We start from the raw sequence: 12,195 nt of genomic DNA, 5'->3' as shown, positions 1-12,195 counted from the left end.
GAGATTAAGCGGCCAACCCATGCCGGGTTGGGCATGTGGTTTTAGAGGGCTGAGGCATGTCGAGAGTCTGTCAAGTTACCGGTAAGGGTCCGGTGACTGGGAATAACATTTCCCACGCAAACAACAAAACCCGTCGTCGTTTCCTGCCGAACCTGCAGCATCACCGCTTCTGGGTTGAAGAAGAGAAACGTTTTGTGCGTCTGCGCGTATCTGCCAAAGGCATGCGTATCATCGACAAGCGTGGCATCAGTGTCGTGCTGGCCGAACTTCGTCGCGATGGCAAGGTTTAAGGGAGCTAATCATGCGTGAATTGATTCGTTTGATCTCGAGCGCCGGTACTGGTCACTTCTACACTACCGACAAGAACAAGCGTACTACCCCGGACAAAATCGAGATCAAGAAATATGATCCGGTTGTTCGCAAGCACGTGATCTACAAGGAAGGCAAAATCAAGTAATTGATTTTTCCCTTCTTACGAAAAAGGCCCGTATCGCGAGATACGGGCCTTTTTTGTTGTGCGTCAGTTTGTGTATCAGCGACGGTGTCGATCAGCCGCAGTTGATGCTGACAATGATTCTGTCGGCATTGGTGTGCAGGTTGATGCGTCGCGGACGCAGATCCCAGCTCGAAGGGTATTTCGGGCCGGTGGCGCGTACGGGAGCCCCGTTGGCCAGGGCGCGAACCTCTTCAAGCAGTTCGGGGGTGCATTTTTGGCCGATGGTATATTGGGCGATGGCGAGATCGCATTGATCGGGTAAGACGGGCATATTGCCTCCTTGCAAATATATATAGGATCAGGGCGCTCACATTGTCGAATTGGCCGCACATCCTGTGCGTTGCCATTGCGACGATGAAACATGTAGCGCCTGTGCGCAGTCTTACCGGCTGCGGCGGTCATTGGCCAGCGATAGAGTGTCAGCGTCCTTTTCGGCGGGGTTCAACTCTTCTGTTCAAACACCACATAAATCTTGCGGCAAGGCTCCAACACTTCCCAAGTGCCCTTGAACCCCGCCGGGATCACAAAGCGGTCACCGGCCCGCAAAGTCTTGGCATTGCCATCGTCGTCCCGCAGCACGGAAACGCCCTGGACGATCTCGCAGTACTCATGCTCGGTGTAATTGACCATCCACTGACCGACGGCGCCTTCCCATACGCCAGCGTTCATTTGCCCGCAGGGGCTGCTGTAGTGGTTGAACACCGTTTGCTCGGGGTCGCCCTTGAACACCTTGGCTGGGTCCGGGCGATAGCGTTCGGCGGTGGTGTTGGCCTGGCTGAAGTCGACGATGTCCTGAATGCTCATGCGGTAATCCCCGGTAATGACGGCGCGAATGGCTGGAAGCGCCAAAGTCTATGTTTATTAAAACGAACATCGCAAGGCTGTTTGCCAGCGTTGTGTCAAATATATTGAAACATGACCGGCCGCTGGTTTAGGGTGGCGGATGCCCTATGCCAAAAAAGCGCCGAAAACAGGCTGGCCGGGCAGAATTCTTGGAGCGCTGCGCACTGTGTAGCGTTCGTACTCAATAAGAGGAGGACACTCGCATGACCACCCTGACTCGTGCCGACTGGGAACAACGCGCTCGCGACCTGAAGATCGAAGGCCGCGCCTTTATCAACGGTGAATACACCGATGCGGTGTCCGGTGAAACCTTTGATTGCCTCAGCCCGGTCGATGGCCGTGTGCTGGGCAAGATCGCCAGCTGTGATGTCGCCGACGCCCAGCGTGCCGTCGAGAATGCCCGTGCCACCTTCAACTCCGGTGTCTGGTCGCGCCTGGCGCCGAGCAAGCGCAAAGCGACCATGATCCGATTTGCCGGCCTGCTCAAGCAGAACGCCGAAGAACTGGCGCTGCTCGAAACCCTGGACATGGGCAAGCCGATCAGCGACTCCTTGAACATTGATGTCCCCGGTGCAGCCCAAGCGTTGAGCTGGAGCGGTGAAGCCATCGACAAGATCTACGATGAAGTGGCCGCTACCCCCCACGATCAACTGGGCCTGGTGACCCGCGAACCGGTGGGCGTCGTGGGCGCTATCGTGCCGTGGAACTTCCCTTTGATGATGGCTTGCTGGAAGCTCGGTCCGGCGCTGTCCACCGGTAACTCGGTGGTGCTCAAGCCTTCGGAAAAATCCCCGCTGACCGCCATCCGCATTGCCGCACTGGCGATTGAGGCCGGCATTCCGAAAGGCGTGCTGAACGTGCTGCCGGGCTACGGCCACACAGTTGGCAAGGCCCTGGCCCTGCACATGGACGTCGATACCCTGGTGTTCACCGGTTCCACCAAGATCGCCAAGCAACTGATGATTTACTCCGGTGAATCGAACATGAAGCGCATCTGGCTGGAAGCCGGTGGCAAGAGCCCGAACATCGTGTTCGCCGATGCCCCGGACCTGCAAGCCGCCGCCGAATCCGCCGCCAGCGCCATCGCGTTCAACCAGGGTGAAGTCTGCACCGCCGGTTCGCGGTTGTTGGTGGAGCGCTCCATCAAAGACACGTTCCTGCCGCTGGTGATCGAGGCCCTCAAAGGCTGGAAGCCCGGCAATCCGTTGGATCCAGCCACCAATGTCGGTGCCCTGGTGGACACCCAGCAAATGAACACCGTGCTGTCCTATATCGAAGCCGGTCACAGCGATGGCGCCAAATTGGTGGCCGGTGGCAAGCGGATCCTTGAGGAAACCGGCGGCACCTACGTCGAGCCGACGATTTTCGATGGCGTGAGCAACGCGATGAAGATCGCCCAGGAAGAGATTTTCGGTCCGGTGCTATCGGTCATCGCTTTCGACACCGCCGAGCAAGCCATCCAGATCGCCAATGACACGCCGTACGGCCTGGCCGCAGCGGTATGGACCAAGGACATCTCCAAGGCTCACCTGACCGCTAAGGCCCTGCGTGCGGGCAGCGTATGGGTCAACCAGTACGACGGCGGCGACATGACCGCGCCGTTCGGTGGTTTCAAACAGTCGGGCAACGGTCGCGACAAGTCGCTGCATGCCTTTGACAAGTACACCGAACTGAAGTCGACCTGGATCAAGCTGTAACGATGATAGCCCCGGCTTCTGTCCGGGGCTTCAAGCAGCGCTGATCCCCCTGTGGGAGCGAGCTTGCTCGCGATAGCGGTATAGCAGTCGACGACTTTGTTGAATGTTGCGCCGTCATCGCGAGCAAGCTCGCTCCCACATTTGTTTTTGCATAGTGCTTGAAACATCACTGTCCACAGGAGCGTGGAAATGCGTTGGGCGACTTATTTCGCCGTGTTGGCGTCTGTCCTGAGTGTAGGCTTGGCCTTGGGCGTGAGCATGCCGCTGGTGTCGCTGCGCCTCGAGGGCTGGGGCTATGGCTCGTTCGCCATCGGCGTGATGGCTGCGATGCCGGCCGTTGGGGTATTGCTCGGTGCCAAAGTGTCGAGTCGGCTGGCAGCTCGGTTCGGGACGGCGAGGTTGATGCGTTTGTGCCTGTGGGGTGGTGCCGTGTCCATCGGCCTGTTGGCGCTATTGCCCAGTTATCCGGTCTGGCTGGTGTTGCGGCTGGTGATTGGCGTGGTTCTGACCCTGGTGTTCATTCTCGGTGAAAGCTGGATCAATCAACTGGTCATTGAGCAATGGCGCGGACGGCTGGTGGCGCTATATGGCAGCAGCTACGCCCTGAGCCAGTTGTCCGGTCCGTTGTTGCTCGGCGCGCTGGGCACTGATCACGATTACGGGTTCTGGGTTGGCGTCGGTCTGCTGTTGATCGCACCTTTGCTGTTGCTGGGTCGAAGCGGTGCGCCTGGCAGTGAATCCGGCAGCGTGACGTTCGGGGATTTGTGGGCGTTCTGCCGAGGCTTGCCGGCAATTGCCTGGGCAGTGTCGTTGTTCGCGGCGTTCGAGGCGATGATCCTGACCTTGCTGCCGGTTTATTGCCTGCGCCAGGGCTTCAGCGCTGACATCGCCCTGGCGATGGTCAGTACGGTGGTGGTTGGCGATGCCTTGCTGCAGTTGCCCATCGGGGCCCTGGCCGATCGCCTGTCGCGCCGATCGTTGTTTACCGGCTGCGCGATGGCGTTGACGTTATCGAGCCTGGCGGTGCCATTGTTGATCGATACTTTGCTGATCTGGCCGTTGTGGGTGCTGTTTGGTGCCAGTGCAGGTGGTTTGTTTACCTTGTCGTTGATCCTGATTGGCGAGCGGTACCGCGACGATGCGTTGGTACGGGCCAATGCCCATATTGCCCAGTTGTGGGGAATCGGTTGCCTGGTCGGTCCGCTGGCGGCGGGAGCGGGCAGCCAGTGGGTCAGCGGGCATGCGCTGCCGTTGTTCATGGCGGCGGGGGCATTCGGGTTGGTGATTCTGTTGTTGCGTCAGGGGGCATTTGGGGCGCCCCAAGCTGCTTGAACACCCCAAAAAACTGTGGCGAAGGCAGACCTACAACATCCGTTCTAACCCAACGGTCGTGCTGAACCAGGCATTGAAGCGGCGCCACCAACTGCCTGGCTCGCGCTCCAGAACGTGCAGTTTGCCGTTGTCTTCGGTGGTCCACACCAGCTTTCCATGTTCCAGTCGGGCCTGATAGCTCAAGGTCGGAGCCATGCCTTGCAAGGCCAGTTCGCGCACTTGGCCGGCGAGTTCCGGGCTGTCCACCAGCACGCCGACTTCGGTGTTCCACAGCACTGAGCGCGGGTCGAAATTGAACGAGCCGATGAAGGATTTCTGTCGGTCGAAAATGATCGCCTTGCTGTGCAGGCTTGAGTCCGATTCGCCGTAGGACTTGCTGTAGAACAGATGAGGGCTGGTGCCTTTGTCGCCCGGTTGCCGGCGAAGCTCATACAGACGTACGCCATGCTCCAGCAGTGCTTTGCGATAGGGGGCATAACCGCCGTGCACCGCCGGCACGTCAGTGGCTTCCAGCGCATTGGTCAGCAAACTCACCGACACCCCGGCATCGGCACGACTGGTCAGGTACACCAAGCCAGTTTGGCCGGGAACGAAATAGGCCGAAATCATGATCAATTCATTGCTCACGCCCGTCAGTTCCGGGGCCAATTGTGTGGTCAACAGCAGCTGCGGATCCGGCTCATCCTTGGCCAGGACCTTGCTGGGCGCGTCCCACAGGGCCTTGTTCCAGGCCCAGACCAGCTGATTGCGCCAGGTGTCCAGGCGCGGCTGGGTCTTGTAGCGGGTCAACTGCTGGTAGAGCGCGTGGTTCTCTTTGTGCGTCTGTTCCATGGACTCTTGCAGGCGTAGTCGGCTGTTGGCCAGGTCTCGAGGCGTTGGGCGATGGGACAGGAATTGCTCAATAGGCTTGCTCAAGGCGCTGTTCCAGTACTGGTCGAAGCTGTGCCCCAGTTGCTCGGCCACCGGCCCGACGCTGAGCAGGTCAATGTCGGTGAAGTTCAGGTTCGGTTCGGCATCAAAGTATTCATCCCCCAGGTTGCGGCCGCCGACGATGGCCATGCTGTTATCCGCCAGCCATAGCTTGTTATGCATCCGGCGGTGTTGCTGCGACAGGTTGAGCAGGCGTCCGAGGCCGCGGGTTACGCCGGTGGCTCGCCCCAGGTGCAGCGGGTTGAACAGGCGGATCTGGATTTGCGGATGGGCCGCAAGGGTTGCGATGATCTGATCCTGGCCATCACTGGTGGTGTCGTCCAACAGGATGCGTACGCGCACACCCCGGTCGGCGGCCTTGAGCAATTCGTCAACCAGCATCCGCGTGCTGATGCCGTCGTGAACGATGTAGTACTGCAAATCCAGGCTGCTTTGTGCATTGCGAATCAACTCGGCCCGGGCGGTAAAGGCATCGGTGCTGTCCGAGAGCAGGCGAAAACCTGACTGTCCCTCATGGGGGGCGGCCTGAGCCTGGACCGAGCGACCGAATGAGGATTCGGTGGCCGGCAACACTTGGGAGGGCTCGCGGATGACATCGAAGTTGGCGCAGCCGCCCAGCAGCGAGGCGACTACCAAAAGCGCATGCAGGATCGGTCTGGATCTCACGTAGGATCGTTCCGCTTGTTTGCGTTGATCGGCAGGTGGGTGCTGCTTGCTTGCATACAGTTCAGACGCTGTCTCGCTGAGTTTCGTTCAACAGCGCGATGGCGGCGGTACCGACCTTGCGCACTGCCTCTTCGATCTGTGCCGTTGGCTTGGCAGCGTAGTTCATGCGCAGGCAGTTGCGGTACTTGCCTGAGGCCGAAAAGATGCTGCCGACGGCCACCTGTACGCCTTGTTCAAGAAGGATCCGATTGAGTTTCAATGTGTCGAAGCCTTCAGGCAATTCGACCCATAGCATGAAACTGCCTCGCGGGCGGCTGGCACGGGTTCCTGATGGGAAATAGCGGCTGACCCAGTCGATCATTACGTCGCGATTGCGCTGGTATTGGGTGCGCATTCGCCGTAAATGCGGTTCGAAATGCCCGCCTTTGAGGAATTCGGCAATGGCGATCTGCGGTTGTGGCGCGGTAGAGCCGGTGCTGATGTATTTCATGTGCAGCACCCGCTCCAGGTACCGGCCCGGTGCGACCCAGCCAATGCGCAGGCCCGGAGCCAGGGTCTTGGAAAAAGAACTGCAAAGCAGGACGCGGCCGTCTTCGTCGAAGGATTTTATCGTGCGTGGTCGTGGGTAGGTGTAGGCCAGTTCCCCATACACATCGTCTTCGATGATCGCCACGTCGAAGCGCTGTGCCAGGGTCAGCAGGGCGCGCTTATTGGCGTCGGGCATGATGTAGCCCAGCGGATTGTTGCAGCTGGGCGTCAACTGTATGGCTTTGATGGGCCATTGTTCCAACGCCAGTTCCAGCGCTTCCAGGCTGATGCCGGTCAGCGGGTCGGTAGGGATTTCCAGGGCCTTCATGCCCAGGCCCTTGAGGGTTTGCATGGCGCCGTGAAAGCTGGGGGAGTCCACCGCGACGATATCGCCTGGCTCACAGGTGGCGCGGATGCTGACCGATAGCGCCTCGTGGCAGCCTGTGGTGACGATCAGGTCGCAGGGGCCCAGTTGGCAGCCCGAGTCCAGTGACAGACGGGCGATCTGCTCGCGCAATGCGAGGTTGCCGTAGATGTTGTCGTAATACAGGCCGGGCATGTCTTGCCGGCGACTGATCTGCGCCAAGCTGCGCAACAGCGGTTTCATGGTCGGTGAGTGAATATCCGGCATGCCGCGCCCCAGTTGCACTACATCCTTGCGTGGCACCGCGCGAATCAACTCAAGCACTTGATCCCATTGGGAGATATCCACCGGCCGCTGGGCTGGTCGCCCCACTGCGGGCAGGTCAGGCAGCTCGCGGCTGGCCGGTACGAAATAGCCGGATTTGGGTTTCGGCATCGCCAACCCGCTGTCCTCCAGCACCCGATAAGCCTGCTGCACCGTACTCAGGCTCACGCCGTGTTCCGTGCTCAACGCACGCACCGACGGCAGCCGGTCACCGGGGCGATAGAAACCCTGTTCGATGCGGGTGCCGAGCAATTCGGCGAGGTTCACGTACAGGGTCATGGTGTGCTCCCAATGAGGTGGATATCGGCAACCAATACAGTTGGTTCAGAAAAAGAGGATTCAGTAACAAAAATGCTCAATCTGTATGTGCATAAAACATACGGTTTGAATCTGTATTGCTTCTGGCCGTCCGCGCATCATGAAACCTCTGGCTACCCAAGTAAACAGGAGCGATAAAAATGAACGGCTTGAGCGATGTGCGGCTGACGTTACACAGCCAGGAACTGGCGGCTGGGCAGGAAAAGGAGCTGCGCGCGCGCAATGCGCCTGCCTGCCTGGGGCGCTGGGGCCTGTTCTGGCATCGTCTGCATACACGTCAAGCCTTGTTGGAGCTGACACCCGAACAGTTGCGTGATATCGGGCTGACCCGGGAGCAGGCGCTGGAGGAAGGGTTGAGACCGTTCTGGCGGCTTTGAAGGACTGAGGCGTTGAACGCGAAGCCTGTGGCGAGGGAGCTTGCTCCCGTTCGGTCGCAAAAAAAGAAGGGCTGCTACGCAGTCCCGCGGGAGCAAGCTCCCTCGCCACGGTTAGGGGTCAAACCAACTCTTTCAACCTATGCCACAACATCCCCAGCGCCAGCAGTGGCGAACGCAGATGCTTCCCTCCCGGGAAGGTCATGTGCGGCACTTGGGCGAACAGATCGAACCCGCCGCTTTGCTGGCCGCTGATGGCTTCGGCCAACAGCTTGCCAGCCAAGTGCGTGGCATTCACCCCGTGACCGGAATAGGCCTGGGCGTAATACACGTTGGGTTGGTCCTTGAGCCTGCCGATCTGCGGCAAACGGTTGGCTCCGATACCGATCATCCCGCCCCATTGATAATCGATTTTCACATCCGCCAATTGCGGGAAAACCTTGAGCATTTTCGGACGCATGTAGGCGCCAATGTCCTGCGGGTCGCGTCCTGAATAATGACAAGCGCCGCCGAACAGCAAACGTCGATCTGCTGAAAGCCGGTAGTAATCCAGTGCTACCCGTTGATCGCAGACCGCCATGTTCTGGGGCAATACCGCCTGGGCCTGGGCTTGGCTCAAGGGTTCGGTGGCAATGATGTAGCTGCCGGCGGGCAACACTTTGCCGCTGAGTTCCGGGTTGAGCCCATTGAGGTAGGCGTTGCAGCCTAGCACCAGGGTCTTGGCGCGAACCGAGCCTCGCTGAGTGTGTACTTTCACTTCAAGGCCGTAATCGATGCGCGTGACCGCCGATTGCTCGAACAGCCTGACTCCCAGTTGCTGCGCGACGGCGGCTTCGCCCAAGGCCAGGTTCAGTGGGTGCAGATGGCCCGAACCCATGTCGATCAGGCCGCCCACGTAGCGGTCCGAACCTACCACGCTATGCATTTCATCGGCTTGCAGTAACCGGGTCTGATGGCGATAACCCAAACCGCGCAATTCTTCGGCGTCCTCGGCGAAGCCTTCCAGGTCACCGGGCTTGTTGGCCAGGTCGCAGTAACCCCAGGTGAGGTCGCAGGAGATCTGAAAGCGCTCGACGCGTTGTCGGACGATTTCCACCGCTTCGAGGCCCATGAGTTTCATCTGGCGTACGCCGTCGGCACCGATGACCGGGGCGAACTGCTCGAGGCCATGGCCAACGCCGCGAATCAACTGGCCGCCGTTGCGCCCGCTGGCGCCCCAGCCGATCTTGTGCGCTTCCAGCAACACGACGCTCATGCCACGCTCGGCCAGCTCGATCGCCGTGTTCAGCCCGGAAAACCCGCCGCCGATCACGCAGACATCCGCCACCGCTTCGCCTTGCAGCACCGGATGGTCCGGTTGCGGCAAGCTGCTGGCGGCGTAATAGGAGGCGGCGTGCGCGTGGCTCGGGACAGGTTGCTGAACACGGGCGTTCATGTGCGTAATCCTGATTTTTGTGTTTGAGAAATTTTACGGAGCATAAGCCGTGGATTCATTCGTGGGCAACACCGGTCGGCTGGCGCTGTCTGGAGTAAGGCTTTTAAGGCAGAATCGAGCACTGTCCCACCTCGGTAACCACCTCGATGAGCTGCAACAGTCAAAAAATCCGTACGCTGCGCCAACAGATTCCCTCGTTCGAGTGCGTACCGGGTTGCCATGACTGCTGTGGTCCGGTGACCACTTCACCCGAAGAAATGGCCCGCTTGCCGCGTAAGAGCCGCGCTGAACAGGACGCGGCCATGGACGCACTCGATTGCGTGCACTTGGGGCCGAACGGTTGCACGGTCTACGACGAACGGCCGCTGATCTGCCGGCTGTTCGGCACCACGGCGACCCTGCCATGCCCCAATGGGCGGCGGCCGGTGGAGTTGATCCATCCACGGGTCGAAAAGCAGATTCATGAGTACATGGCCAGCACCCGGCAGGTACTGGTCTAGCAAGCAGAGAGACCAGTCGCGGCCTTTGCGAGCATGTCCTGGAGCCAGGTTCAGTCTGGAATCGGCAGGTTCAAACTCTCCTTTACCTCTTCCATCACGATGTAGCTCTTGGACTCGCGCACATGGGGCAGTTTGAGCAGAATGTCCCCCAAGAGCTTGCGGTACGAAGCCATCTCGGAAATTCGCGCTTTCACCAGATAGTCAAAATCCCCTGACACCAGATGGCATTCCAGCACGTGTGGCAACTTCAGCACCGCGCGCCGGAACTCTTCAAAGGTGTCGCCGGACTTGTAATCGAGGCTGATTTCGACAAACACCAGCAGGCTGCCCTTCAAGTGTTGCGGGTTGAGTCGGGCGTTGTAGCCCATGATGATCCCCTCGCGCTCCAGGCGCCGAACCCGCTCGGTGCAGGGCGTCGTGGAGAGGCCGACCTTTTCCCCCAGCTCCGTGAAGGAAATCCGTCCATCCGCCTGGAGGATGCGCAGGATATTGCGGTCGATCTTGTCCAGCTCGCGTTTGGTCTGGGTGTTGGTGCGCACAGGTGATGCTCCTCCATGAAAAGGGTTTTTGCCGAGAATTCTCGCCAAATATAGGCATTTATATAGTGAAAAGCACTGGCTAATCTTTTTTACACTGCGCGCATCGAAGCTTTGTATAACAAACGTCAGCGGTTATCCGCGATGAGGGCATCAACATGCGCGTTCTGGTCTTGGGTAGCGGCGTCATCGGTACCGTCAGTGCTTACTATCTAGCCCGGGCCGGGTTTGAGGTGGTAGTGGTCGACCGTCAGCCGGCGCCAGCCATGGAAACCAGTTTCGCCAACGCCGGCCAGGTTTCGCCAGGGTATGCCTCTCCGTGGGCCGCCCCAGGTGTGCCGCTCAAGGCCATCAAGTGGTTGTTGCAACGCCATGCACCGCTGGCCATCAAGGCCACCGCTGACATCGACCAGTACCTGTGGATGGCGCAGATGCTGCGCAATTGCACCGCTAGCCGCTATGCCATCAACAAAGAGCGCATGGTGCGCCTGTCCGAATACAGCCGTGACTGCCTCGATGAGCTGCGCGCCGAGACCGGCATCGCCTACGAAGGTCGCAGCCTGGGGACTACCCAGTTGTTCCGCACCCAGGCACAGCTCGATGGCGCGGCGAAAGACATCGCGGTATTGAAAGAGTCCGGCGTGCCGTTCGAATTGCTCGATCGCGAGGGCATCGCCCGGGTCGAACCGGCCCTGGCCAATGTCACCGACATTCTGACCGGCGCCTTGCGTCTGCCCAACGACCAGACCGGCGACTGCCAGATGTTTACCACGCGCCTGGCGGAAATGGCCGAGAAGCTCGGCGTGCAATTCCGCTTTGGCCAGGATATCCAGCGCCTGGACTACGCCGGCGACCGGATCAACGGTGTCTGGATCGACGGCAAGCTGGAAACTGCCGACCGCTATGTCCTGGCCTTGGGCAGCTACTCGCCGCAATTGCTCAAGCCGCTGGGTATCCGCGCGCCGGTGTATCCGCTCAAGGGCTATTCCCTGACCGTGCCGATCACCGACCCGGCGATGGCGCCTACTTCGACTATTCTCGACGAAACCTACAAGGTGGCGATCACCCGGTTCGACAACCGCATTCGCGTAGGCGGTATGGCGGAAATCGCCGGTTTTGACCTGTCCCTGAACCCACGTCGGCGTGAAACCCTGGAGATGATCGTCAACGACCTTTATCCTCAAGGCGGCGACCTGGCCCAAGCCAGTTTCTGGACCGGCTTGCGCCCGACCACCCCGGACGGTACGCCGATCGTGGGTGCCACACCGTTCAAGAACCTGTTCCTGAACACCGGTCACGGTACGCTCGGCTGGACCATGGCTTGTGGTTCCGGTCGCCTGTTGGCAGACCTGATGGCGAAGAAAAAGCCGCAGATCAGCGCCGAAGGCCTCGATATTTCCCGTTATGGCAGCAAACACCAGGAGTCCACGAAACATGTCAATCCAGCGCCAGCTCACCAATGACCGCATGAGCCAGGTTGTCGTGCACAACGGCACCGTTTACCTGGCGGGGCAGGTCGGCGACGACATGAGCGCCGGTATCGAGCAGCAGACCCGTGAAACCCTGGCCAACATCGAGCGCTTGCTGGACTTGGCCGGGACCGACAAGAACCGTCTGCTGTCGGTGACGATCTATCTGAAAGACATTGAGGCCCACTTCGAAGGCATGAATGCGATCTGGGACAAATGGCTGCCTAAAGGCGTCGCCCCGGCCCGTGCCACTGTGGAAGCCAAGCTGTGCGAACCGGAGATTCTGGTAGAGCTGTCGGTTGTGGCCGCGCTGCCTTAATCCCTGTCAAAACGATCCCTCTTCCGGCGCTGTTGGTGGTTCATGCCGTCAGCCAGCGCCGGTT

General features: G+C 59.7%; 14 protein-coding genes. 8 read left to right on the top strand and 6 right to left on the bottom strand.

Features of this window, described 5'->3' with window-relative positions; all coding sequences use genetic code 11:
- Positions 1 to 56: 56 nt before the first annotated feature.
- Both rpmB and rpmG read left to right on the top strand, forming a co-directional pair.
- A complete protein-coding gene (gene rpmB, locus SGN16_RS28520) occupies positions 57 to 290 on the top strand; it encodes a 50S ribosomal protein L28 (protein WP_003177273.1) in 234 nt (77 codons plus the stop codon).
- Between the two features lie 11 nt (positions 291 to 301).
- Entirely contained in the window at positions 302 to 457 is a 156-nt protein-coding gene (gene rpmG, locus SGN16_RS28515) for a 50S ribosomal protein L33 (RefSeq protein ID WP_003177274.1), read from the top strand.
- A gap of 91 nt (positions 458 to 548) precedes the next feature.
- On the opposite strand, the gene SGN16_RS28510 is transcribed toward rpmG, so the two are convergent.
- Positions 549 to 767, bottom strand: coding sequence for a peptidase inhibitor (locus SGN16_RS28510; protein ID WP_108230896.1), 219 nt, complete (start codon positions 765 to 767; stop codon positions 549 to 551).
- Positions 768 to 937: 170 nt separating this feature from the next.
- Positions 938 to 1,300 carry a cupin domain-containing protein gene (locus SGN16_RS28505; protein ID WP_135847769.1) on the bottom strand — a complete coding sequence of 121 codons (363 nt, stop codon included), beginning with the start codon at positions 1,298 to 1,300 and terminating at the stop codon, positions 938 to 940.
- A gap of 242 nt (positions 1,301 to 1,542) precedes the next feature.
- Between SGN16_RS28505 and SGN16_RS28500 the strand changes: the two genes are divergently transcribed.
- Both SGN16_RS28500 and SGN16_RS28495 read left to right on the top strand, forming a co-directional pair.
- Positions 1,543 to 3,036 carry an aldehyde dehydrogenase gene (locus SGN16_RS28500; RefSeq protein WP_210642016.1) on the top strand — a complete coding sequence of 498 codons (1,494 nt, stop codon included), beginning with the start codon at positions 1,543 to 1,545 and terminating at the stop codon, positions 3,034 to 3,036.
- Positions 3,037 to 3,225: 189 nt separating this feature from the next.
- Complete coding sequence (locus SGN16_RS28495; protein WP_335944545.1) at positions 3,226 to 4,368, top strand: MFS transporter; 1,143 nt, start codon at positions 3,226 to 3,228, stop codon at positions 4,366 to 4,368.
- Positions 4,369 to 4,398: 30 nt separating this feature from the next.
- Here the strand turns inward: SGN16_RS28495 and SGN16_RS28490 are convergent, their stop codons facing one another.
- On the bottom strand, positions 4,399 to 5,964 hold the full coding sequence (locus tag SGN16_RS28490) for a phospholipase D family protein (RefSeq protein ID WP_335944544.1): 1,566 nt from the start codon (positions 5,962 to 5,964) through the stop codon (positions 4,399 to 4,401).
- Positions 5,965 to 6,025: 61 nt separating this feature from the next.
- Positions 6,026 to 7,459, bottom strand: a complete 1,434-nt coding sequence (locus SGN16_RS28485; protein WP_210642013.1) for a PLP-dependent aminotransferase family protein — start codon at positions 7,457 to 7,459, stop codon at positions 6,026 to 6,028.
- 179 nt (positions 7,460 to 7,638) lie between these two features.
- Between SGN16_RS28485 and SGN16_RS28480 the strand changes: the two genes are divergently transcribed.
- Complete coding sequence (locus SGN16_RS28480; RefSeq protein ID WP_210642012.1) at positions 7,639 to 7,875, top strand: DUF1127 domain-containing protein; 237 nt, start codon at positions 7,639 to 7,641, stop codon at positions 7,873 to 7,875.
- A 118-nt stretch (positions 7,876 to 7,993) separates the two neighbouring features.
- On the opposite strand, the gene SGN16_RS28475 is transcribed toward SGN16_RS28480, so the two are convergent.
- The gene (locus tag SGN16_RS28475) at positions 7,994 to 9,307 is read right to left on the bottom strand and encodes an FAD-binding oxidoreductase (RefSeq protein ID WP_335944543.1); all 1,314 of its coding nucleotides are present in this window, start codon (positions 9,305 to 9,307) and stop codon (positions 7,994 to 7,996) included.
- Between the two features lie 146 nt (positions 9,308 to 9,453).
- Here SGN16_RS28475 and SGN16_RS28470 point away from each other — a divergent pair, with 146 nt between their 5' ends.
- Positions 9,454 to 9,807 (top strand): YkgJ family cysteine cluster protein, encoded by a 354-nt coding sequence (locus tag SGN16_RS28470; RefSeq protein ID WP_210642010.1) that lies wholly within the window; start codon positions 9,454 to 9,456, stop codon positions 9,805 to 9,807.
- 50 nt (positions 9,808 to 9,857) lie between these two features.
- Here SGN16_RS28470 and SGN16_RS28465 read toward each other — a convergent pair whose 3' ends face one another.
- Entirely contained in the window at positions 9,858 to 10,346 is a 489-nt protein-coding gene (locus SGN16_RS28465; protein WP_003206849.1) for an Lrp/AsnC ligand binding domain-containing protein, read from the bottom strand.
- A gap of 155 nt (positions 10,347 to 10,501) precedes the next feature.
- On the opposite strand from SGN16_RS28465, the gene dadA reads away from it, so the two are divergent.
- Positions 10,502 to 11,806, top strand: a complete 1,305-nt coding sequence (gene dadA, locus SGN16_RS28460) for a D-amino acid dehydrogenase (protein ID WP_335944542.1) — start codon at positions 10,502 to 10,504, stop codon at positions 11,804 to 11,806.
- Complete coding sequence (locus tag SGN16_RS28455) at positions 11,778 to 12,131, top strand: RidA family protein (protein ID WP_210642008.1); 354 nt, start codon at positions 11,778 to 11,780, stop codon at positions 12,129 to 12,131. The genes dadA and SGN16_RS28455 overlap by 29 nt, the downstream gene beginning before the upstream one ends.
- Positions 12,132 to 12,195 lie beyond the last annotated feature (64 nt).

Source organism: Pseudomonas sp. G166 (assembly GCF_037027455.2).
Lineage (GTDB): Bacteria > Pseudomonadota > Gammaproteobacteria > Pseudomonadales > Pseudomonadaceae > Aquipseudomonas.
This window is presented reverse-complemented; position numbering and strand designations above follow the sequence as displayed.

Bases quoted from the DNA above. Each gene is read 5' to 3' on its own strand.
- rpmB (WP_003177273.1), top strand. From the start codon at position 57: ATGTCGAGAGTCTGTCAAGTTACCGGTAAGGGTCCGGTGACTGGGAAT.
- rpmG (WP_003177274.1), top strand. From the start codon at position 302: ATGCGTGAATTGATTCGTTTGATCTCGAGCGCCGGTACTGGTCACTTC.
- SGN16_RS28510 (WP_108230896.1), bottom strand. From the start codon at position 767: ATGCCCGTCTTACCCGATCAATGCGATCTCGCCATCGCCCAATATACC.
- SGN16_RS28505 (WP_135847769.1), bottom strand. From the start codon at position 1,300: ATGAGCATTCAGGACATCGTCGACTTCAGCCAGGCCAACACCACCGCC.
- SGN16_RS28500 (WP_210642016.1), top strand. From the start codon at position 1,543: ATGACCACCCTGACTCGTGCCGACTGGGAACAACGCGCTCGCGACCTG.
- SGN16_RS28495 (WP_335944545.1), top strand. From the start codon at position 3,226: ATGCGTTGGGCGACTTATTTCGCCGTGTTGGCGTCTGTCCTGAGTGTA.
- SGN16_RS28485 (WP_210642013.1), bottom strand. From the start codon at position 7,459: ATGACCCTGTACGTGAACCTCGCCGAATTGCTCGGCACCCGCATCGAA.
- SGN16_RS28480 (WP_210642012.1), top strand. From the start codon at position 7,639: ATGAACGGCTTGAGCGATGTGCGGCTGACGTTACACAGCCAGGAACTG.
- SGN16_RS28475 (WP_335944543.1), bottom strand. From the start codon at position 9,307: ATGAACGCCCGTGTTCAGCAACCTGTCCCGAGCCACGCGCACGCCGCC.
- SGN16_RS28470 (WP_210642010.1), top strand. From the start codon at position 9,454: ATGAGCTGCAACAGTCAAAAAATCCGTACGCTGCGCCAACAGATTCCC.
- dadA (WP_335944542.1), top strand. From the start codon at position 10,502: ATGCGCGTTCTGGTCTTGGGTAGCGGCGTCATCGGTACCGTCAGTGCT.
- SGN16_RS28455 (WP_210642008.1), top strand. From the start codon at position 11,778: ATGTCAATCCAGCGCCAGCTCACCAATGACCGCATGAGCCAGGTTGTC.